This is a genomic window from Methylophaga lonarensis MPL (assembly GCF_000349205.1).
GTDB classification, from domain to species: domain Bacteria; phylum Pseudomonadota; class Gammaproteobacteria; order Nitrosococcales; family Methylophagaceae; genus Methylophaga; species Methylophaga lonarensis.
On sequence record NZ_APHR01000002.1, the window covers coordinates 18,790 to 41,199 of the forward strand.

The following is a 22,410-nucleotide window of genomic DNA, read 5'->3' on the forward strand; positions in this document are numbered from 1 at the left end:
GCTTTTGTATGACTTGATAAACTGCCTAGAGGAAGTTGAAAAGTGACAGGCTTTGCACACGGCTAAAGGTTTGCTGGGCAGCTTGCAGCCCTGTCAATTGCCGGGTCAGCCGCGAAATCGCTTCTGCATAATCAAGATCCTGTATTTCAGAAATACTTTTTTCCATCGCAAAAGCCAGACTTTCATTGATTTCTGTTTGTTGATCAATCGCATTCAATCGACCACCGACCTGTGCCCGTCCATCGACAATTCTGTCCAGCGCCGCGTCCATGTTGATCAGAAAATCACCATTATTGGGCGAATCACCCGCCCCGACCCTGTTTTCAGCCAGTGCATTGGCAAAATTCTGAATGGTGATAAACATGGTTTGCGCTTCATCGGCAGGTTCTTTGGTGATGGTCAGTTGATCACCATCATCAGGTGTCCCTTCCAATCGAATACCCAATCCTGGAAATGCAGGGTCAAGTTCACCGAGGTTGACGGTCATGCCTGGTTGATAACTAAAGCTGGCGCTGTTCACGCCATCGGTGACCGTATATTCACCCGGCGGATCCGCATAGGTAAAAGTCAGCTCCGGAAAAGTCGCCGCCACACCACTGTTGTTGGTGACGGTGATTTGTCCTGAACCGGTATTGCCGCCATCGGGAGTGATCAGTGTTTGGGTAAAGGCTGCTTCAAAAAGTTTTGAGGCCGGATCGTTGGTGGCGATAAACACCCCTGCACCCACCTTCATGTTTCGCTGACCTTCATCACCCTGATAACTGCCGTAGATATTGTCATAAGGCTGAATATCTGTTGCAAAACCAGAAAACAAATAATCACCATTGGCATCACGTGTATTGGCCAACGACAATAATTGTTGATTCAGCTGATTGATCTCCGTGGAGATGGCTTTTCTGTCGGCCGGTGTATTGGTGTCATTCAATGCCTGTACCGCCAACTCACGAATGCGCTGCAATAAGTCGGTCGCACTGGCAAGCGCACCTTCTTCCCGCTCGAGTTTATTTCGCGCATTGACACCATTGGAGACATACTGCTCGGAAAGGCTGAACTCTCTTTGCAGATTTAACAATTGAACTGAGCCAGCGGGATCATCCGATGGATTGAGAATTCGTTTCCCCGTGGACACTTGTTGCTGTGTCTGCGCAACATTCGTCTGCTGAGCCAGCATAGATGCCAGGCTCTGATTAAAAATCTGTGAGGTTGAAATCCGCATGGCTGCTCCTAGAAAGCGTTCAGCAAGGTGTCAAAAATGGTTCTTGAAACCGTAATGATCTGCGCCGCCGCCTGATAAGACTGCTGATATTTGATGAGGTTGGCAGCTTCCTCATCAAGGTTGACGCCAGATACCGCTTCAAGCCTCGCCTGGGTTTGCTCCATAAGTCCCTGCTGTGTCACCTGACTTAAGCCAGCCTGCCGGGTTTTGGTGGCAACACTGGCTACCAGATTGCCATAAGCATCAGCAAATGAGCGGGTACCACCATCCAGTACTTTCTGTACCTGCAGTTCTGCCATGGCCAGTGCGTTACGGTTATCCCCCGCAGCCCCTGTGCTGTTATTGACCACAAAACTATCGCCATCGGCCGGAACACCTGTCAGCGTAATAGTCAGCGGAGGTGGTTCATCGGTGGGCGCAAATGTCAGCTCGCTCAGATCAAAACTGCGGCCACTATCAATCGCCGGGTTATAGTTTAGTGTTGCCGTGTTGCCGTTGTAGTTGACCGTATATTCATTGGTCGCCTGGTTAAAACTGAAACTCAGTGGCCCTGCCAGAGCATTGCTTGCATCAAAGGCAGGATCACTGCCGTCAACTGAAGCAACCGTCAGTCCACCACTGCCAGAATTCAAGCTATTAGTCGTTACAGCAACCGGAAAAGCGACTGCCAGATCACGTGGATCAGCAATGGCTACAGCAATCGCTGCTGCTGCACCGGCTGGCCAGTCGGCAGGGAGCGGGTCTGGAATCGCAAACAAATTGCCGCCAGCAGAACCATTCAGTGTTAAACCAGTGGAGTGCTGCTGATTGAGTGCTTCGGCAATATTCGCGGCCAGCTCGTCAATCTCCGCTCGTGCCGGATCAATAATTTCACTTCTGACCGTTAATAACCCTCCTAACGCTCCGCCGACAATCTGGCTTGTGACCACGGTACCACTGGAGCCAAATGCAATATCCAACCGTGTTGCGTCTGTGGGATCCACCGCTGTGGTCAGTTCGTTCAGGGTACTGCCAACTACCAGCCCCTGACCGTTACCGACAAAGATGTTAATCGCCCCATTACTCTGTTCAACCGTTTGAACCGATACCAATTTTGACAGGTCGTTGATCAAGCGATCCCTTTGATCCAGCAGGTCGTTGGGTGCTCTGGAACCGGCCTCAACGATCACCTGATTGAGTTCCGCAATACCTCGGGTGATGGTGTTGATATCCTGAACAGTAGCTTCGATGTTCTGATTTATCTGACGATTGATTGAGTCGAATTGGGTATTCAGCGTGTTAAACCGTTTTGCCAGCGAATCAGCTTCGGTCAATAATACCTGGCGGGCGGGAATAGAGGTCGGATCATCAGCCACTTCCTGCATGGCGTTAAAAAAGCTCTCCATGCCGCTGGCAATGGACAACTGTGGCGAACCGAGCATGTCATCAACTTGCTTTGCGAATGTGCCAAAGGTCTTGAAGTTTTGTTCTTGTGACGTGAACTGTCTGAGCTGATCTGCCAAAAATTTGTCAAACAGTCGTTCGATGCTGGTGATTTGCACGCCGGAGCCAATGTACTGACCACCATAAAAATTCGCTGGGGTGGTGCCCTGGACGACTCTTTGACGACTGTAGCCTTCAGTATTGACGTTACTGATATTGTGGCTGGTCGTGGTCAAAGCCCCCTGTGTGGTCAGCAGTGCAGAAGTACCAATATTTAACATGCTCATAAGGTGATCCCCGGTTCAGCCTGTTGTGGCTGGATTCATGAATACGCTGACCCATGCGAGTTTTGTGCCACGGTTGCCCCTTGCATAATCCGTTTTATCTTGTCGGCATAATTCGGGTCAGTGGCATAACCGGCCCGGTGCAGCTCTTCAATGAATCGCTCCGGATTATGGCTGTATCTCAGTGCGGTCTGATAACGCGGCTGGGTTTGCAAAAATTCGACGTAGTCATCAAAGCTCTGCTGATAGGAGCCATAGGATCTGAACTGTGACAATTCCCTGACGGCTTTGCCATCATGAAACTCTAGTGCATTCAGTTGCGTGGTGTTGCCGGTCCAGCTTCGGCCGGCTTTGATGTTGAACAAGTTATGGCTGGAACTACCATCTGAATTTTGTAGCACATGCTTGCCCCAGCCAGTTTCAAGCGCTGCCTGAGCAATAATGACTTCCGGCGACACACCTATTTTTTCAGCGGCTTGTTCGGCCATTGGCCATAGTTGACGCACAAAGCTGGCCGGTGAATCGAATACCAGTGGTTTTCCGCTCTGGATTGCTCGAATGTTATCGAGTTCAAGCTGATCCCTGGGTGTTAACCTGTCAGGCTTCGCCTGACGTACCTGCTCCAAAATTCGTTGTTCCGCATGAGGCATCAAGCTGCTGCGAATATTGACGGTATCCATTGAAAAACCCTTGGCAGCAGGGGTATCTTCCAAAACCGAGGGTTTCTCATTGCCGCCCAGTTGCCGCATGATGACATCCTGTAAACCCAGGCCACCTCGCCCCGCCATATCCATGGCCATCTGCTGATCTGCCATTTCTCGATACATCTTGCTTTGAGAAGAATCAAAAATTCCATCGGCCAGGCTGGCTTCACGCATGCTCTTGAGCATCATGCTGATGAACAAGGCTTCAAACTGTCCGGCAACCTCACGCAAAACCTGCTGCTGATCTTTATCCCCAGCAGAGGTCTGGGCAGCTTGATTTCTGAGCTGATTGAGCCCATGAAAATCCAGCGCATTTTGCTTGACAGCATTCAAGGTCATCGGAGTACCTATATGATGACCAAATCTGCACGAAGTGCACCGACCTGCTTGAGCGCTTCAAGGATGGCCACCAGATCACCTGGCGCAGCTCCTACCTGATTAACAGCCCGGACAATTTCATCCAGAGTCACGCCCGGGTTGAAGACAAACATCCGGCTGGCTTCTTCAGTAATCTCAATATCGTAGTTAGGTGTAATCACGGTCTCTCCCGGTGAGAAAGCACCCGGCTGACTGACCTCTGGACTGGCCGCAATTGTCACCGACAAACTGCCATGAGTAACGGCCGCTGGACTCACTCTGACATTCTGGCCGATAACGACGGTTCCGCTTCTGGAATTCACCACGACTCTGGCTGCTGCTTCACCCGGGCTGACTTCAAGGTTTTCAATCATCGATAAAAACGGCACACGCTGATTCGGATCACGCGGCGCAAATACAGTGACTGAACCGGCATCAATCGTGCGAGCGGTCCCGGTGCCGAGATTTTGATTGATTGCTTCAGCCAGACGGCTGGCCGTCGTAAAATCAGGCTGATGCAGGTTCAGTGTAATGGTATCGCCGACATTAAACGCATTGTTGACGGTACGCTCGACAGTGGCGCCATTGGGGATTCTTCCAGCACTGGGTACATTGACAGTGATCCTGGAACCATCTCTGGCCTCTGCCCCAAAACCACCCACAACAAGATTACCCTGAGCAACGGCATAAATCTGTCCGTCAATACCGCGCAAAGGCGTCATCAACAAACTGCCTCCACGCAAACTATTGGCATCACCCAGCGATGACACCGTGATATCAATGGTTTGACCTGGGCTTGCAAATGGCGGCAAATCAGCATGGATACTCACGGCAGCAATGTTTCTGCTTTTTGGGTCAATACCGGGAGGCAGTGAAACCCCCATTTCGCCCAGAAAGCTTCTTAAACTCTGCCCGGTAAATCGGGTTCGATCGCCAGTACCACTGAGGCCAACGACCAGCCCATAACCTACCAGCTGGTTATTCCTGACCCCGGCAATTGACGCCATGTCTTTGATCCGCTCAGCGGCTTGAACGCCGGAAGATATCGCCAGCAATGCCGAGACCAGAATCCACTTGATGTTCATAGTTGTGTCCCCTTAAAACGGCATCAGCGCACTAACAAAGAATCTGCTCAGCCAGCCCATGACATTGGCGTCATTGGTAGCACCATCACCGGTATAGGAGATCTGTGCATCAGCGATTCGAATTGAAGAAATGGTATTGCTGCCGTCAATATCTCTGGGGCTGACAATGCCTGACAGCCGAATGTATTCGTTACCCTGATTGATGGTGACGATTTTTTCACCACGAATAATCATGTTGCCGTTGGGCAGGACCTCGACCACTGAAACACTGATATCCCCCACCAGGCGATTACTCAGATCACTATCGCCCTGACCACGGAAGTTGTGGCTGGAGCTGACGCCAAACGCCAGATTGTTGTTGCTGGTATCAGCCAAAGGCAGTTGATTGGGTAAACTGAATTGCGGCTGTGTTCCAAACACCGTTGGATTGTCGATATTGCTGTTGTTTTGCTTTCGAACGGTTGTTTCGCTCTCTTTTTCACCAAGCGTTCGCTCTTCAAGCCGCACCGTCAAAATATCGCCAACCCGTCTCGCCCGATAATCTTCAAACAATGAGATATTGGTCGCAGTATTGAAAATCGCGCCATCATTTCGCTCAACCTGTGGAACAGCAACAGGTCTGGTGGCGGCATAAGCCGGATCACGCTTGGGCGTATCGTTGGCACATCCGACCACAGCAACGAGTGCCAATGGTGTCAAAATTTTGTATCGCAACTTCATGATAGCCTCCGATAATGCGTGTTGATTCATTCGCTGCAGGCTTCATGCCAGAACCTGAAAAATGTCAGTAGTGCCGTGATGTTCGGAGGTTATGGCCAGAGCCAGCGACTCATTGAATACACTTTTCCTGAATCTTTTCAGGTCATGCATCCATGCAGGGATAAAAAACAAGAGATGCAGGTGCCTTTGCCAATCATGACAAAGACACCTAAAAAAACCGATTACAAATTCTGACTGGCGTATTGCAGCATCTGATCTGCGGTTGAGATCGCTTTTGAGTTCATCTCATAAGCTCTTTGTGTCTCAATCATGTTAATCAGCTCTGTCACCACGTTGACATTCGAGGTTTCCAGTGCCCCGCCAACCACGGTACCAATGCCATCCAGGCCCGGAATTCCAACAATCGCTGGACCACTGGCACCCGATTCTTTAAACAGGTTTTCACCTACAGGCTGCAAACCTGCCGGATTGACAAAGTCTGCCAGCTCAATTTCGCCAATAATGACTGGCTCGTTTTGACCCGGCTGAGTCACACTGACCGTGCCATCGACACCGATAGTGATGCTCAAAGCATCTTCAGGAATTACCAAGCCGGGTTCGAGCAGATAGCCGTTAGACATGACAACCTCACCATCGGAGTTCAGCTGAAAGCTGCCATCGCGGGTGTAGGCCAAATCACCATCTGGCATCAAAATCTGGAAGAAGCCTCTTCCTTGGATGGCAATATCCAGTGCATTCTGCGTTTGAATGATATTGCCCTGGGTATGTAATTTTTGGGTGGCAACAGTTCTAACACCAGTGCCCACCATCAAGCCTGAAGGCAGCTCAGTATCTGTTGTTGATTGGGCGCCAGGCTGTCGAATGGTCTGGTAAAGCAAGTCCTCAAAAACCGCTCTATCTTGCTTAAAACCAGTGGTATTTACGTTTGCCAGATTGTTTGAAATCACTGACATTCTGGTTTGTTGAGCATCAAGCCCTGTCTTGGCGATCCATAAAGCCTGATTCATAGTCGTTCTCCAAATTTTTGACGCTATTCGCGCTTATCCACCAAGCTGCAACAAGCGTGCCGATGCTGCACTGTTTTCTTCTGCTGTTGACATCATCTTGACCTGCATTTCGTATTTACGCTGCAGCTCAATCATGTTCACCAGCGCACCGACAGCATTAACGTTACTGCTTTCAATCGTGCCAGAGGCCACTTTGACAGAAGCATCCAACGGTGCTTCACCACCATCACGCATCCGCATCAGGCCATCACTGTCTTTAAAGATGTCCTGCAAGTCAGGTTTTACCAGCTTGATCCTATCCAGCACCGCGAGAGCATTTTCCTCAGCCCCAACAGGACGAATCGAGATGGTACCGTCAGCGCCAATTTCAATTTTTTCCGCGGGTGGAATAGCAATTGGGCCGTTATCCCCCATCACGGCCAGTCCCGTCCCAGTCAGTAACTGTCCGGTTTCAGTGAGATGAAAATCCCCCGCACGGGTATAACCTTCACGACCATCCACCCCAATGACGGCAATAAAGCCTTCTCCCTGAACTGAAACATCCAGCTCACGCCCGGTAGAGACAACCGGACCCTGCTGATAATCAGTTGCAGGCCGCTCGGTCATCGAATAGACCCGGCTCGGCATTCCCTCACCAAACACCGGCATCGCGCGAAACTGTTCCAGATCAGCGCGAAACCCGGTGGTGTTGATATTGGCCAGGTTGTTGTTATTGGTCGCCTGAGCCAGCATGGTTTGCTGGGCGGCATTCATCGAGATGTACAACATGCGGTCCATAAAGCTAGCCCTCTTTAATCCAGGTCATTACCTCAGATTGATAATGGTCTGAGTAATGGCATTGTTGGTCTCGATGGCTTTTGAGTTTGCCTGGAAGTTACGCTGTGCTGTGATCAGTCCCACCAGCTCCTTGGTGAGATCAACATTTGAAGTTTCCAGAGCACCCGCTTTGACTTCACCAAAGCTTCCGGTACCGGCTTCACCCGCAATTACAGGGCCGGAATCCGTTGTTTCCTTCCAGGAGGTATTGCCGATTTTGTTCAAAGCCTGTGGGTTAGCAAAATTACCTAAGGCAATTTTGCCGATAGGCACAGCCTGACCGTTACTATAGGTTGCCCGGATAAGACCATCGTCACTGACATCCACTCCGGTCAGGCGGCCTGTCGGGAAGCCATTGACCGTTAACGCGCCAACATTGAACGGGCCGGAGTTCTGCGTCGTGCCAGCGAAACTGACATTCACATCCTGAACTGCAGCACCACTTTGGAATTGCGTCGTTGGCGGACTGAAATTCAGTTCAAGCGGCGGATCAACGCTATCCAGTGCGCCTTGAGTGGTAAAACTCAGTCGTGATTCACCCAAAAGCACTCGACCATTTACACCCGCGTTATCGAAAATATCGTCCGCAGAAATATAAGCCGCTACCTGCCATTGGTTGAAACCCACAGGACCACCACCATCATCAGCATCTGGGTCGATTTTCTGATAGTAGTAGGTAATGACATGTTCATTCCCCAATGAGTCATAAATCGTAGCCGAGGTTGAATGGTTGTAAGTCGTTGGATCTGATGGGTCAATCGTCAGTACGTTGCCTGCACCATCATCAATCCCTGTCGCGTTCGATGGCAAGTTGGTCGCAATTCGAAGATCCGTCGTTGACTCTGGCGCTCCAACTGCAGGTGGCAATTGTAACGGCTGTGTCGCATTCATTGTGGTAGCAGAGATATTACCCTCAGCATCGACAGGGAATGTGCGTAAATACCAACCTTGATTATTCACCACATAACCATCCTTGTTAACACCAAACTCACCGGCACGGGTGTAAATGATCTCACCGGAACCCAGCTCAGGTGCCAGAGCAAAGAACCCTTCACCACTGATGGCAAGATCTAGAGCATTTTCAGTGAACTCAAGGTTACCCTGGGCAAATTGCTGCGAAACATTCCTTAACACAACACCATTACCAATCGCTGTATTACTGGTAGTGCCAAAGGCAGATACCGCAAACACGTCAGCAAACTCGGCTCGAGAGTTTTTGAAACCGGTTGTGTTAACGTTAGCGATGTTATTGGATTTGACATTTAAATCGGCAGTTGCCGCATTCAAACCACTTAATGCTGTACTGAAAGACATTGACTGCCTCCTTAAATAATTTCCTGAACTTCACTGAAGGGTACCGAACCAATGGCACCCAGATTTATCGTCAACCCCTGACCGCCAGATCCCACCAAAACGCTGTCTACTTTGGCAATCACGGCAGTTCCAAATGCATTGTTTTTACCATCCACGGTTCCTGTAGCTCGGAATTGATAAACGGCTTCAGGGGCTACTTCACCATTGTCATCAAACCCATCCCAGGTAAAGTTGGTGTAGCCTCGGGCTGCGCCCATGTCGATGGTTCTGACCACAACCCCTGCTTCGTTGTAGATGGTGACTTTCAAGTCAGTGACCGGCTCAGCGACATTGATTTGTCCTTTAAGGCCAGTCTCTGCCGACAGGTAGCCAATAGAGGCTGGAACCAGTACCGAACGCCCCACCAGTGAAGATCCCTGAAGAGCTTGATCTGATTGCATGGCCTTGGCAAAGCTGGCAAATGATTTCTGCAAATCTGAGATGCCACTGACCGTTCCAAACGAGGCAATTTGCCCCAGGAAATCACCACTCTCCATTGGCGAAAGCGGATCCTGATTCATCAACTGGGTTGTCATCAGAGACATGAAATCCTCCATTGCCAGCTGACCTACGTTTTTCTCCTCATCTTTGCTATTCAAATTTGAGTTGAGGAAAGCATATGGGTTGTCGCCTACACCGTTGATTGCCATGTCGATGCCTCAGTGAATAAGGTTGCAGAGCTCATGCTGCTCAGCAACCAGAAGATTAGTAAAAAGTTGTTGTTGGTAAGGCTGTTGCCTGGCTGGGAAGTCCAATTCGTCGACAACCACCCCAGATTGAGCAGGGCTTGGCAAATCCTGCCACCAGATGATGGCTGGCATGCCTGATTGCAAATCAATCGCTATCGGATTTTGGTAGGTGTGACTGCTCATACTATTTACCCATCTGCAGTGTGCGTATCAGCAACTGTTTGGATGTGTTGGCTATCTCGACATTGTTTTGATACGAACGGGATGCCGACATCATGTTGGCCATTTCAGCAATGGGATCGACATTTGAGTGGTACACAAAACCATTTTCATCGGCCATCGGGTGTGCAGGGTTGTATTCCTGTTTAACCGGCGCCTGGCTTTCGACAATGCCTCGAACTTGAACGGAACCGGGTTTGAAACCATCCTGCGCATCATCAAGCACCGTCGCGAAAACTGGCTGTCTTGAGCGGTAAGTTTCGCCAACACTACTGCTCACACTATCTGCATTGGCCAGGTTACTGGCTGTGGTGTTGAGCCGAAGCGATTGAGCACTCATTCCGCTTCCTGCAATATCGAAAATATTGAATAACGACATCGTATTATTCTCCTCGGATAGCCTTGGTCAGGCTCTGAAAGCGACTGCCAAGGAACTCAAGACTTGCCTGATACTGGACTGCATTTTGCATAAACTGTGATTGTTCGACTTGCTCATCGACCGTGTTGCCATCCAGAGAATCTTGCATGGTTTGACGGTACTGCAGCTGCGAGTCAAAACTGCTGCTTCCGGAACCGGCAATATGTTTCTGATGGGTGGTATTAAGAGAAGGTGAAGTCTGGCCGCTGGCGGCCATTTTCAGGGCTGATTGAAAATCAATATCCCGAGCTTTGTAATTAGGGGTATCAGCATTGGCCAGATTCGTTGCCAGCAGCTCAGCGCGCTGAGAACGCACACGCAAGGCGTCTGCGTGAATTCCTAGGGCTGAATCGAAGTTTATCGGCATGGTTGACTCCAACTTTAATCTTTTTGTACAGAATCAAAGCATCAAACATGCCATAACGAAAAATTATATATAATTCAATTAGATAAAAATAATGCGGCAACAGCGTCAAAAAAATAGCGGCAAGCTTTGCCGCTCTCCGGCAAACACCGGTCAAAGCCTCCTAAGTCTTTGATAAATGACAACCAATTCACGCTTTTGTGAAATTGTCCTGATGGATCATCAATAAGGCTTGACCCTGCAATATCCAGGGTCTATAACAAAACATAAACTCAATATTGAGGCCAGCAGGTGAATACAACTCGTTACACCGGCGGTTTCACGATCATCGAGCTGATGATTACCTTGTTCATTGCAGGGATTTTGGTTGCCGTCGCGGCACCCAGTTTTAATCGGCTACTCGTGGATAACCGCCTGACCACAGAAGCAAATTTATTGCTTTCAAGCCTACAGACAGCTCGCAGTGAAGCGGCAATGCGGGGTGTTAACGTCACCCTGCGCATACCCGATGCGGCTGCCAATCAAGTGTGGGATCAAGGCTGGATATTGTTCACTGATTGGGGCGCAAACGCGACGCCCGGTGCCAATATTGATACTGGCAATTGCGCCAACGAAGAAAATTGCATTTTGCAACAGAGGGATGCAGTCACTGCAACTGGCCTCACCATTCGAAGCAACAACTACGCAAGATGGATTTCATTTGATCCATCAGGCAGACCCCGAAGTGCTGCCTTACCTAACGGTACGTTCACTCTGTGCATTGGTGATCAGGGCCGTCAGGTCATAGTGAACAACACTGGCCGCTCTCGAGTTCAGGAGGCACCGAATGGCACCTGTCCTTAGACATCAAAAAGGCTTCAGTCTGTTTGAGGTACTCATTGCCTTGTTTGTGCTGGCCGTTGGCTTGTTAGGACTGGCACACCTTCAACTGACTACACTCAAAAACGTGCAGAGTGCAGAGTTTCGCTCCCAGGCGTCTATCTTAGCTGCCGATATTTTTGACAAAATGCGCGCCAATCAGCCAGCCGCAAGAGCAGGAAACTATAATTTTGCTTTCGATGATGATGCGCCAGTGGCCCCTGATACAGTTGCAGAATTTGACCTCATCGACTGGCTGGGTGCTGTATCAACATCCCTGCCCCAAGGTAGCGGCGCCATTGGCTGTCCCAACTTTAATCCCGGTGCAGATTTTATCTGTCAAATCACCATTCGCTGGAACGAAACACAAATCGGTGACGCTGATACTGATTACGGTGAGCTCGGCCAGTCAGAATTCATTTTCTCCGGAGCCATCTGATGAATGGCATAAAACATCTGCAAAAGGGTCTGTCCTTAATCGAGCTCATGGTGGCGATTGTGATTGGTTTACTGCTGGTTGCTGGTGTAACCCAACTCTTTGCTAACAATCGTCAGGTCTACAATGTTCAGGACAATCGCGCTCGCATGCAGGAAAATGGACGTTATGCACTGCATGCCCTGACAGAAGCAATTCAGCGTGCAGGCTATATCGGTTGTGCCACTCGAAGTGGTCCAAACATCACCAATACACTGGATAGTAACCCCGGCTTTCTTGAAGACTTTGAAATTTCACTTCAAGGTAACAATGCCAGCGGACCAAGCAATTGGACGCCTAGCCAGGATGCCAGCATCAGCAGCCCACTATCTGGAAATGACATTATCACGGTCAGAACAGGCATTGGTTCTCCTATTCGGGTATTGGATCACGATAGCAGTAATCAGCAGATTGAGCTGGGCTCCAATCATGGCCTTGCTGCCAATGACATCGTCATGGTCTCTGATTGCTTAAGCGCCGTCATCCTTCAAATTGAGAACGTTGTTGGCAATAACATTACCTACGATGCAGATATTGATCTGCAATTTGATATCCCAAGTGCCCATATCACTCGACTGGCCACCCGTAGTTTGTACATCAGAACGAATCCTGATGGTCTTCCCGCTCTCTACCAGCGTATCAACAACGATGCGGCACAAGAGCTGGTAACCGGAATAGAAAATCTGCAAATCTTGTTCGGTGAAGATACCAATCAGGATGGGGCCGCCAATGTTTACGTTTCTGCCAATACCATTGGTGATTGGGGAGATGTGGTGAGCGTGAGAGTCATGCTGGACGCCACCAGCATTGAAGACAACGTGGCATTGCAACAACGCGCAGAAGGCGATCGCCGTCTGAGTACCAGCTTCCAGAAAACAATCGCTCTCAGGAATCGATTGCCATGAACCGATTTCACCGAATCAAGTCAATCCAACAAACAGGCGCCACTCTGATTATAAGCTTGATCGTCTTGGTGTTAATGACCATTATCGGTCTTGCCGCTATGAGAAGTAGCATGATGCAGGAACGCATGGCGTCTAATACCCGCGACTACGAACTGGCCAGTCAAGCTGCTGAAACAGCACTCCGCGAAGCTGAGAACTGGCTGATTTCCCAGGTCAACGAGCCCATCCCTGGTGCATCTCGCGTGTGGTTGCTCAACGATATGCATCCCAATCCCAATGAAGCTCGAAACTGGTGGGAAATGCCGGCAAGAGGACGCGCCTGGTGGCTTGCGAATGCAGTTGCATACTCGGGTCCAGCTTTGGCAAACATTAACAGCCAACCCAGATCAATAATCGAACATCAGTCCTTTATCACCGACGACTTGCTAATCGGCACAGGTAGCAATACGACCGGAATCGACTACTATCGCATCACTGCTCGAGGTTCAGGTGGTAGTGACCAGTCCCGTGTGCTGATACAGAGCACTGTGAGTAAAAGGTATTAGCCATGAAAACTGCTTTAAACAGATATTTTGCGATGCTGGTGCTGAGCGTCCTATCAGCTTCAAATGTCGCCAGCTCAGAACTGGATCTGGCTCAGGTTCCGCTCTACCTGACTTCGGGTGTTGATCCCAACATCATGTTTATTATTGACGATTCAGGCTCAATGTTTTTCGAGGTTACCCCGGACTCTGTTGCTTTTCCTGAAAGTGCCAGTTCTTATGCTGCTTACGTGTATCCAAGAGCTAATAATGTCTATGGCCCATCAGACTATTCTCATACATTACTCAGAGTTGCTGAGGTCACTGATACAGATCCGTATGCGGCAATGACCCGTACACACACTATTAATACTAACTACTACGATCCAAGTAAAACCTACACGCCATGGATACGAGCTGATGGTTCACTCTATCCTAATGCGACTCCAGCATGTGCGTGGCATAATCCCGAAAATACTGGCACCTGCCCAAGTGGCTCTGGAACTGATGGGGCGGTCAATAACCTTGCCCGAGACCTGACACGTAACAACGGACGCTGGAATAGCAACACCTGGCAAACCTGTACTAGTGCAGGAACTTGTACCAGTTCAAGTACCGCGAGAACTTTCTGGCCAGCTGTTTATTACACTCATACAGGTGGTGATATTTGGAATCGTAATAATTACACGCGCACCGAAATTCGCTCCACCACCGCCACATACTCTGGACACGGCCGTATCAACCGAACCGACTGTACCGCAGGTGTCTGTAGCTACGCACAGGAAATACAGAATTTTGCCAACTGGTATACCTACTATCGCTCTCGCATACTTGCTTCCCGGGCAGGTATCGGAAGGGCATTTGCACAGCAAGGCCCTAATATGCGGGTTGGCTACGGCACCATCAACAAAGGCAACTCCACTGTTGATGGACAGAGTAACACCAGCACCATCGTTCGTGGTGTTCGTCAGTTTACTGGCACTGGACGTACTAACTTCTTTAACGAGCTGTATACACGGGACATTCCGGCATCCGGTACGCCGCTGCGCAAAGCACTTGATGATGCCGGTCAATACTTCTCCAGAACCGATTCTCGAGGTCCATGGAGTGACACCCCAGGTAGCCCAGATGGTGAGGACTTGATGTGCCGTCAAAGCTTTACCATCCTGATGACTGACGGTTACTGGTCTGGTGGCACAAGTTTTCAGGCCAGCACGGCAGCAGCCCGTGCCAACGTCGACAATTCCGTCGGGCCGGTAATCACCGGCCCGGGCGGTCAGAGTTATCAATACACCCCAACAGACCCATACAGAGACAACCAAAATAACACACTGGCCGATGTTGCCATGTACTATTGGTATCGCGATTTAAGGCCAGATCTGGATAATCTGGTGCCAACGACACCGCAAAACGAGGCGTTCTGGCAACATATGGTGACCTTTGGTGTCGCCTTTGGTTTGACCGGCTCAGTTGATGCAGATGACGCTTGGGCAGCCGTCTCAACTGGCACAGCTATTAACTGGCCGGATACCGACTCAAACTCAAGTGTGGCGAACTGCCCTACGGATATTTGCCCAGCACGACTTGATGACTTGTTGCATGCTTCGATCAACGGTCGTGGTGGGTTCTTCAGCGCAGCTGATCCGGATACCTTTGCCACTGAGTTGAGTGGTGTTTTGTCTAATATCGCTGACAGAACCTCCTCTGCCGCCTCAGTAGCACTCAACTCCGGCACAATTTCTGGAAGCACACGTGTCTATCAGGCACGTTTTGAGAGCGGTGGTTGGACAGGACAGCTTTTAGCTTATCCAATCCAAAGTAATGGAACCCTGGGTGGGCTTGAATGGGATGCTGGAAGTCTGATACCTGCGGCGAACAGCCGAGTCATTATTTCCCATGATGGAACGGAAGGGGTGCCGTTTCGCTGGAGTAATCTTTCAGCCTCGCAACAGACTCAGCTGGTTAATGAAAACGTGCTCAACTACATTCGTGGTTCGCAATCCAACGAGGCTGTTAATGGTGGTACATTTCGAAATCGAACTCGAGTACTCGGAGATATCATCAACTCAAGTCCTGTCTTTTCTGGCGCACCTAATTCAAGATATCCAGATAACTGGGGCATCGGCGCCGCTGAAAACGCACAGCCCTATCGTAATTTCCGCATAGCACAAGCAAATCGCACTCCCTTGGTATTGGTAGGCGCTAATGATGGTATGTTGCATGGATTTAATGCCAACACAGGCGTTGAAATGTTCTCCTATGTACCTGCCAGCGTCTACTCACAATTACCTTTGCTAACCAACCCGAACTACAGTCATCGTTATTTCGTTGATGGCAATCCAACGGTAGTTGATGCCTTTATCAATGGACAGTGGAGAACAGTGCTGGTCTCTGGATTAGGTGCTGGCGGGCAAGGAGTTTTTGCTCTCGATATCACAGATCCAGATTCATTTGCATCAGAAGCGACTGCTTCAAATAATGTCTTGTGGGAGTTCACTGATCTGGATGACAGGGATATGGGTTATAGTTTCGGTCAACCCAGTGTGGTCCGCCTCAACAACGGTAGCTGGGCCGTAATATTCACAGGCGGTTACAACAATACTGCTGACAACGGTAATACTGGTAACAGTACCAACGACAGCTTAACCGGTAATGCCGTGCTTTATATCGTTGATCTTGCTACTGGTGATTTAATCAGAAAATTTGACACAGGTGTCGGACGAGCCCAGGATCCTACAGGTAACAACAGACCCAATGGGCTTGCCTCTCCAGCGGTTGTTGATATCAATGGTAGCTCCAGTGCAGATGCTGTTTACGCTGGCGATTTATTCGGCAACGTCTGGAAAATCAATCTCGCCAGTAGTGACCCGACAAGCTGGAATTTTGCCTACAACTCAGGAGGAAATCCTCAGCCACTGTTCACAGCCTGTCATGGTGTAAGCTGTAACTCTGGAAATTCACAACCAATCACCACCAGACCACAGGTTGTTCGCCATCCATCAGGAGCAGGATATCTGGTCCTGTTCGGGACCGGTCAGTACATGGAAGTTGGTGACAACGCCATATCGGGTCAGACCACCCAGAGTTTTTACGCGATATGGGACAAAGCACAATCAACCCTAACGCCTTTCAATCGAAGCAATTTGCTACAGCAAGAAATCATGTTCGAGATAAGTCAGGCAAATGGTGATTTCCGTATCACCTCTGACACAAGTATTGATTGGAATAGTCAGAATGGGTGGTTTCTGGACTTACAATATGGTGCAGAAAATTTCGGAGAGCGCCAAGTAAGTAATGCCTTGGTAAGAAGCAACAGAATTATATTCACCACGCTAATGCCCTCTGAAGATCCCTGCCAATTTGGTGGAAGTGGCTGGCTGATGGAACTGGATATTTTCTCAGGGGCGAGGTTGCCGTTTTCTCCATTCGATCTCAATGACGACGGAATCTTTGATATCAATGACTTTATCAATGTTGGAGACATCACAGGCGATGGAAATGACGATTACCTGCCTGCCAGTGGCCGCAAGTCAACCGTGGGAATTATCCCAACACCGAGTATCGTCAATGACACGGGGGGACAACGCGAGTTCAAGTTCTTGAGTGGTTCCTCTGGCGAAATTGAAGTCATTACGGAAAACCCTGGTCCCGGTGAAACAGGCCGCCAGTCCTGGTATCCTCTGGACTTTATTTTTCAGTGATTTTGGAGCCTGATGAATGAAAAACATTGTTTTGAATGCAGTCTTCATATTGCTGATGTTGGTTTCAGCGAAAGCAGTATTGGCAATCGCACCTTTTGAACATTCTGGAGAAGTAACGCTATTAAGTTCGGATATCCGCCAGATCATCATTAATGGAACGCGATATGAACTTGCCGATCCACTCTTAGTGAATGGTAAACCCTTCACAGGCAACGATTTACCATTTTCTGTAGGAAGCCAGGTGGGTATAACGATTCGTCAACAGGATCTGGGGAGACTACCGGTAGTTGATGAAATATGGCTATTGGATACTCAGGAGGGGGACTCACCATGAGCTTTTCCGGCAAAAAACAAACAGGGGTCACCCTGATAGAACTAATGATTGTCATTGTCATCGTAGCGATTATCGTCGCCATCGCCTATCCATCCTACCTGACCCAAGTACAACAAACCCGTCGGGCCAATGCTCAGGCAGATCTGGTAGAACTGGCCGCATATATGGAAAGGTTTTACACAGAAAACTTCACCTATGCTGGTGCAGCATTGCCTTACAACACCTCCCCCAAATCAGGCGGACAAAGCTTCTATAACATTGCGCTTGGTAATGCAACCGCAACCACTTATACGCTCACGGCAACACCACAGGGTCCTCAAGTAGGCGATGCTTGTGGCAATATGACAATAAACCAACGCGGACAGGGAACCCCGGCAAATTGTTGGTAACTGTTGTTTTGATTTAGCCGGTTAACATTAAACAAAAATGCCGACGAAAGTCGGCATTTTTGTTTTGAATACAGGCCAAAATTAACTTTGATCAACCTGAATCTGACCTTGTGAAAGCAATGAGTTAATGATCTCGGCTTGTTGCGTGGCAGGGTCAAAATGCCCCACACCAAGATCACCCAATGAGGTTCCTTGCAAGGTTATTGTCTGAAACTCAGCTCCATCTCCATTGGGAGACAAGTTCAATACCACATCATCACCCACTTGCTCGATTCTGATGTAGTCAGTGAGATTGCCTGCTTCTTCACCCTGTAACAGGTCAGAAATATCAAGAACATCCGCTTGCCCATTGTTGAAGTCGGTAATCGTATCAGATGCTGGCCTCATAGCACTGGCATCGCCACTTTTCCAGACAAACACATCGCGACCACCACCGCCAGTCATTATATCGTTGCCAGCGCCACCGTAGATAATTTCATTTGCTTCAGAGCCAATCAATGTGTCAGCCTGACGAGTGCCTTCGAGTAAAATCGGCGGCAGTGCGGTTACGGTGATCGTAAGCGGAATCTCGGTTGTCGCAGTGAGTGAACCGCACACCTCTGAAGGATCCAGTGAGTCTGCCAGACTTTCTTCCGAGGTTGCAGAGACAGTGAGCTGGAACTCTGTTGTCTCATAAACTGCATTGCCCGGCACTTGCAAAGATAGCAACGAAAGATCCCAATCCTTGACATCAATCTCATTCAAGTCATCTGTAGCTGTGAATGTATTTGTGCCATCAGTCAACACAAAGCCTGATGGAATATTGCTCACCACAATTTTTGTAATGCTTTCGGAGCCATCGGTATCAGTCAATGCCGCCGAGATTGACAGAAAGACTGAGTCACCAGCCTCGACAGTAATTTCATCTCCGCTATCTACCCATTCTGTGTAGGTGATGCTGTTGATCAGATAATCATCGCCTTCACCTTTGGCAGAAAATCTGATTTCGTTGAATGGAACACCGCTGGATGGTTGAAAAGTAAACGGACCATCGACTCTGTCAGTACCACCGGCATGTTCGATCGACTCAATCAGCACGCCGTCCATATAGAAGGAAATAACCGCGGTTTCTCCTTCAATGGCACCACTTCCAGTCACCGAGTTGTAGTTATATCCATGCTTCCATGCAAATGACACATCAACCGTGGTCACATCGTTTTCAAACTTAACGACCAGATGCTCGGAGGCGCCGAGATTGAAATCAAAACCAATTTCGTCAGGGTTGCCTTGATTTGCCCCGCCGAATGTCGCACCAGAGACACCAAACCCCGGGGCAAAAGTACCTCCGCGAATTGAAATATCAACAGGTGAAGCATCAGGAGCATCCGGATCAACACCCGCAGCAAACGCGAGTACTGTATATGTGCCCGCTGTATCCGTTACATTATATGTATTGATAGTGACTGTACGCGGCTCTTTACTTGAAACAGACAGTTCTGGCGCGTCAGCAACAGGCGTTACATCAATAGTCATTGTGCTGGATGAAGGGCTCCAGTCGGTGCCATCAGATACACTGAACTCAAAGCTCGCGTAATCAGTTTTCATATTGCCCGTGGTGGTATCGTCACCATATTCGTCACGACCCGAGGCGTTTTCTTCTGGCATAAACGTCAACAGACCATTTTCGATATCTTCTGCCGAGATTTCGAGACCAGGTTCAATCACAGCAATGCCGTTGAAAAATAGCTGCCCATCGAGAGGCAGTGAGTCGATACGGATAAACTGAACCGTATCTCCATCAGCATCGCTGTATCTGAAATCAGCTAACTGAAAAGTCAGTAATGTGTCCTCACAGGTAATCGCGTTTGAGCTTGCTGCCTGTGGAGGTGTGTTGGGCGGTGTCACATCAGGATCATCACCATTGACTGGCGGAAAGATCGCATCATCCCCGGTGTTCAACAAACCAAGAGTAGGCTCCGGATCGAAGAAATCGAAGCTGATGCCCGTTGTTTCAAAACCGTTATCTGGTCTGGTTTCAGGAGCGTTGAACTGGTTATAGAAAGGTTCACGTGTACCTTCACTCCCCGCCTCAGGGCCTGCACCAGCAGCTGTAGCTTCAGCTATTTGTGTAGGGTCAGCACCTTCAAGAATGGCTTGTTGAATCAGATCGACATCATCAACCAGGGCTTCGTCTTGTGCGTCTGCCATGGGGGTTGTTGGATCGAATACTTCAGAATCCAGAAGTGCGTTCGAGCTTCTACCCAAATCCATGACGCTGCCATCAGCAAAATGAATCTCAACAGCGCCATCAGCACCAGTGCTGATCAAGTCATTTTGGAAAACTTTGTCACCGACTTGTAGATGGCGAATGCTTCCATCTGTGGAAACGGCTGTTGCAGTTCCAATTAATACTGTCACTGTACCTATTTCTGTCGCCATGAGCGTGTCTCCATGTGTGCACCCGCATATAAAAATTATTGTATCGGCAAAAAATATGCCTATTCGGGTATCTTTATGGTGTCAGTTTGCAATTTTTACAGCTAGAGATCTATCGTACTTAGGTACAAGTTTTTAAATAAATTTGTAATATTTTCACTGACTCAAAGAAGTTTTGGTCTGAAATTAGCTGAAGCGCTCACTGAGGCCACAAAACGATCCAACACTTCTGCAACCAGTCTTCTTGGTATCCATGCCTCACCCGCGTGCACAACACGAATCGCCTTGGTCAACAACTGATGCTGCTCTGGTGCAATCAAGGCACGGGCTGAATATCCCGAGTTCTCCAGTGCAGAGAAGGTAGGTTGGGAGCTGGATAAAATCAAAGTTTTGGTTTGTGGGCAATGTCTGGATAACAGCAGGCTAATCACATTGGCATCAAAACTGTCATCTGATTCATCAACAATCAGAATATCCGCCGAGAACATGGCAATATCATCGACCAGCTCTTCAAGCGTGGCAAAATCCAACACGCGAGCCAGCATATCGGAGGCAAAAGCAAATCGGCTTCTGACAAAAGTTTTCTGTCCCAGTACAGCAACTCTGATCATGCGTAGCTCCTTAACATCCCTGATATTAATTGCCATTTAGCATCCCATCCCTGCAGAGGGGATTGACGATAGCCGCTTCTCACAAATTGTTGAATATGTCCTTCCAGCACAGCGACCAGCAAGCTGGCTGTCTCATTAACGGGTCTGCCACCGGCCTCAGTCAATGTAAGTTCTCGTTCACGCAGAATTTGCCTGAACTGAGTTTCCAGTCTGTCAAAAAACTGACTAACTCTTTGACGCAAACGTTCCGTCTCACCTGTCAGGGCAACGCCAACAAGAATACTGCTTATTCCCGGATTTTTGGCGCTAAAGCCCATCAACAGAGCCATGATTTTTTCACAGCGGGACAAGGCGTTATCATCTTCATCGACAATTTTTCGAATCAAGCCGAATACCGTGTCTTCAGCAAACTCAATCAAGCCTTCAAACATTCGCGCCTTGCTGGGAAAATGCCGATAAAGGGCGGCCTCAGACACGCCAAGGCTGGCAGCAAGTTTTGCGGTGGTGATTCGTTCCCCTGGATGCTGTTCCAGTTGAACAGCCAATGCCTCGAGAATCGCTTGCCGACGCGATTGTTTGAGCTCGCTCCGGCTCGATTGTACCGCGTCGTTCATCGTCCCCCTCCACGAATCAATGTGCCGACCCCCTCGTCGGTAAACATCTCCAGCAACACTGCATGCTGAACACGACCGTCAATAATGTGTGCAGTAGTGACACCAGCAGCAACTGCGTCCAGCGCACAACCGATCTTTGGCAGCATTCCGCCATAGATCACGCCTTGCTCAATCAACTGGCTTACCCGCTTTGCATTGAGTCCTGTTAAAAGCTGTCCGTCAGAATCAAGTAAGCCGGGGGTATTTGTCAACAAAATCAACTTCTCAGCCTGCAAAACCTCGGCAATTTTTCCAGCCACAAGATCTGCATTGATGTTGTATGACTCCCCATTTTTTCCCACGCCAATTGGCGCGATAACAGGGATAAAATCACTGTGGATCAGCATATCAATGACACTGGTATCAATACTTGACACCTTGCCAACATGACCAAGGTCAATCATTTCCGAAGTTTGCAATGCCGGATCAATAGTCTCCCCTGTCACCTGCAGTTTTTCAGCGAAGATAAGACTGCCATCTTTTCCGGTCAGGCCTACTGCTCGACCACCATGATTGTTGATCAGGTTAACAATACTCTTGTTGACCTGCCCACCCAAGACCATTTCAACGACATCCATGGTTTCCTGATCGGTCACCCGCATGCCGTTAATAAATTCCGATTGTTTGCCGATGCGTTGCAACAATTGACCGATCTGTGGCCCACCACCATGCACAATCACCGGATTAATGCCGACAGCTTTGAGCAATACCACATCACGAGCAAAACTGTTTTTCAGAGACTCGTCGGTCATGGCATTACCGCCATATTTAATGACCAGCGTCTTTCCTGAAAAACGTTGTATGTATGGCAACGCTTCAGTCAAAACCTGTGCGATGTGTCCGGCACGCTGTGTGTTCAAACTCAAAATATCATCCTCAAAACACTAATAGCTT

At 49.0% G+C, this 22,410-nt stretch carries 23 protein-coding genes; 7 read left to right on the top strand and 16 right to left on the bottom strand.

Features of this window, described 5'->3' with window-relative positions; translation table 11 throughout:
- Positions 1–25 precede the first annotated feature (25 nt).
- The 12 genes from flgL to flgB all read right to left on the bottom strand — a co-directional run bounded on the left by flgL (position 26) and on the right by flgB (position 10,657).
- The gene (gene flgL / locus MPL1_RS00345; RefSeq protein ID WP_009725143.1) at positions 26–1,216 is read right to left on the bottom strand and encodes a flagellar hook-associated protein FlgL; all 1,191 of its coding nucleotides are present in this window, start codon (positions 1,214–1,216) and stop codon (positions 26–28) included.
- 8 nt (positions 1,217–1,224) lie between these two features.
- Positions 1,225–2,925: a flagellar hook-associated protein FlgK gene (gene flgK / locus MPL1_RS00350; protein WP_009725144.1), complete on the bottom strand. Its 1,701-nt coding sequence runs from the start codon at positions 2,923–2,925 to the stop codon at positions 1,225–1,227.
- 35 nt (positions 2,926–2,960) lie between these two features.
- Positions 2,961–3,965 carry a flagellar assembly peptidoglycan hydrolase FlgJ gene (gene flgJ, locus MPL1_RS00355; RefSeq protein WP_009725145.1) on the bottom strand — a complete coding sequence of 335 codons (1,005 nt, stop codon included), beginning with the start codon at positions 3,963–3,965 and terminating at the stop codon, positions 2,961–2,963.
- 8 nt (positions 3,966–3,973) lie between these two features.
- Positions 3,974–5,068, bottom strand: coding sequence for a flagellar basal body P-ring protein FlgI (locus MPL1_RS00360; protein WP_009725146.1), 1,095 nt, complete (start codon positions 5,066–5,068; stop codon positions 3,974–3,976).
- 12 nt (positions 5,069–5,080) lie between these two features.
- Entirely contained in the window at positions 5,081–5,788 is a 708-nt protein-coding gene (locus MPL1_RS00365) for a flagellar basal body L-ring protein FlgH (RefSeq protein WP_051056941.1), read from the bottom strand.
- Positions 5,789–6,009: 221 nt separating this feature from the next.
- Complete coding sequence (gene flgG / locus MPL1_RS00375; RefSeq protein WP_009725148.1) at positions 6,010–6,795, bottom strand: flagellar basal-body rod protein FlgG; 786 nt, start codon at positions 6,793–6,795, stop codon at positions 6,010–6,012.
- Between the two features lie 33 nt (positions 6,796–6,828).
- The gene (locus MPL1_RS00380; RefSeq protein ID WP_009725149.1) at positions 6,829–7,572 is read right to left on the bottom strand and encodes a flagellar basal body rod protein FlgF; all 744 of its coding nucleotides are present in this window, start codon (positions 7,570–7,572) and stop codon (positions 6,829–6,831) included.
- A gap of 27 nt (positions 7,573–7,599) precedes the next feature.
- On the bottom strand, positions 7,600–8,925 hold the full coding sequence (gene flgE, locus MPL1_RS00385) for a flagellar hook protein FlgE (protein WP_009725150.1): 1,326 nt from the start codon (positions 8,923–8,925) through the stop codon (positions 7,600–7,602).
- 11 nt (positions 8,926–8,936) lie between these two features.
- Positions 8,937–9,614 carry a flagellar hook assembly protein FlgD gene (locus MPL1_RS00390; protein WP_009725151.1) on the bottom strand — a complete coding sequence of 226 codons (678 nt, stop codon included), beginning with the start codon at positions 9,612–9,614 and terminating at the stop codon, positions 8,937–8,939.
- Positions 9,615–9,623: 9 nt separating this feature from the next.
- Positions 9,624–9,836, bottom strand: a complete 213-nt coding sequence (locus tag MPL1_RS00395; RefSeq protein WP_009725152.1) for a hypothetical protein — start codon at positions 9,834–9,836, stop codon at positions 9,624–9,626.
- A gap of 1 nt (position 9,837) precedes the next feature.
- Positions 9,838–10,251: a flagellar basal body rod protein FlgC gene (gene flgC, locus MPL1_RS00400; protein ID WP_009725153.1), complete on the bottom strand. Its 414-nt coding sequence runs from the start codon at positions 10,249–10,251 to the stop codon at positions 9,838–9,840.
- Between the two features lie 4 nt (positions 10,252–10,255).
- Positions 10,256–10,657 (bottom strand): flagellar basal body rod protein FlgB, encoded by a 402-nt coding sequence (gene flgB / locus MPL1_RS00405; protein WP_009725154.1) that lies wholly within the window; start codon positions 10,655–10,657, stop codon positions 10,256–10,258.
- 288 nt (positions 10,658–10,945) lie between these two features.
- Here flgB and MPL1_RS00410 point away from each other — a divergent pair, with 288 nt between their 5' ends.
- Genes MPL1_RS00410 through MPL1_RS13955 form a run of 7 tightly spaced genes read left to right on the top strand, consistent with a single transcriptional unit; the run spans position 10,946 to position 17,837 of the window.
- Entirely contained in the window at positions 10,946–11,497 is a 552-nt protein-coding gene (locus MPL1_RS00410) for a GspH/FimT family pseudopilin (protein ID WP_009725155.1), read from the top strand.
- On the top strand, positions 11,481–11,951 hold the full coding sequence (pilV, locus tag MPL1_RS00415; protein ID WP_009725156.1) for a type IV pilus modification protein PilV: 471 nt from the start codon (positions 11,481–11,483) through the stop codon (positions 11,949–11,951). Before MPL1_RS00410 ends, pilV begins: the two co-directional genes overlap by 17 nt.
- Complete coding sequence (locus MPL1_RS00420) at positions 11,951–12,892, top strand: PilW family protein (protein WP_009725157.1); 942 nt, start codon at positions 11,951–11,953, stop codon at positions 12,890–12,892. Before pilV ends, MPL1_RS00420 begins: the two co-directional genes overlap by 1 nt.
- Positions 12,889–13,437: a pilus assembly PilX family protein gene (locus MPL1_RS00425; RefSeq protein WP_009725158.1), complete on the top strand. Its 549-nt coding sequence runs from the start codon at positions 12,889–12,891 to the stop codon at positions 13,435–13,437. Before MPL1_RS00420 ends, MPL1_RS00425 begins: the two co-directional genes overlap by 4 nt.
- Positions 13,438–13,439: 2 nt before the next feature.
- Positions 13,440–17,114: a pilus assembly protein gene (locus MPL1_RS00430; protein ID WP_009725159.1), complete on the top strand. Its 3,675-nt coding sequence runs from the start codon at positions 13,440–13,442 to the stop codon at positions 17,112–17,114.
- A 16-nt stretch (positions 17,115–17,130) separates the two neighbouring features.
- Positions 17,131–17,448: a hypothetical protein gene (locus MPL1_RS00435; protein WP_009725160.1), complete on the top strand. Its 318-nt coding sequence runs from the start codon at positions 17,131–17,133 to the stop codon at positions 17,446–17,448.
- Positions 17,445–17,837 (top strand): type IV pilin protein, encoded by a 393-nt coding sequence (locus tag MPL1_RS13955; RefSeq protein WP_009725161.1) that lies wholly within the window; start codon positions 17,445–17,447, stop codon positions 17,835–17,837. The genes MPL1_RS00435 and MPL1_RS13955 overlap by 4 nt, the downstream gene beginning before the upstream one ends.
- An 81-nt stretch (positions 17,838–17,918) precedes the next feature.
- Here MPL1_RS13955 and MPL1_RS13145 read toward each other — a convergent pair whose 3' ends face one another.
- The 4 genes from MPL1_RS13145 to argB form a co-directional block, all read right to left on the bottom strand.
- Positions 17,919–20,255, bottom strand: a complete 2,337-nt coding sequence (locus MPL1_RS13145) for a retention module-containing protein (RefSeq protein WP_009725162.1) — start codon at positions 20,253–20,255, stop codon at positions 17,919–17,921.
- A 161-nt stretch (positions 20,256–20,416) separates the two neighbouring features.
- On the bottom strand, positions 20,417–20,863 hold the full coding sequence (locus MPL1_RS00450) for a response regulator transcription factor (protein WP_009725163.1): 447 nt from the start codon (positions 20,861–20,863) through the stop codon (positions 20,417–20,419).
- Positions 20,860–21,477, bottom strand: coding sequence for a nucleoid occlusion factor SlmA (slmA, locus tag MPL1_RS00455; RefSeq protein ID WP_009725164.1), 618 nt, complete (start codon positions 21,475–21,477; stop codon positions 20,860–20,862). Before slmA ends, MPL1_RS00450 begins: the two co-directional genes overlap by 4 nt.
- The gene (gene argB / locus MPL1_RS00460; RefSeq protein ID WP_009725165.1) at positions 21,474–22,382 is read right to left on the bottom strand and encodes an acetylglutamate kinase; all 909 of its coding nucleotides are present in this window, start codon (positions 22,380–22,382) and stop codon (positions 21,474–21,476) included. The genes slmA and argB overlap by 4 nt, the downstream gene beginning before the upstream one ends.
- Positions 22,383–22,410: the final 28 nt, after the last annotated feature.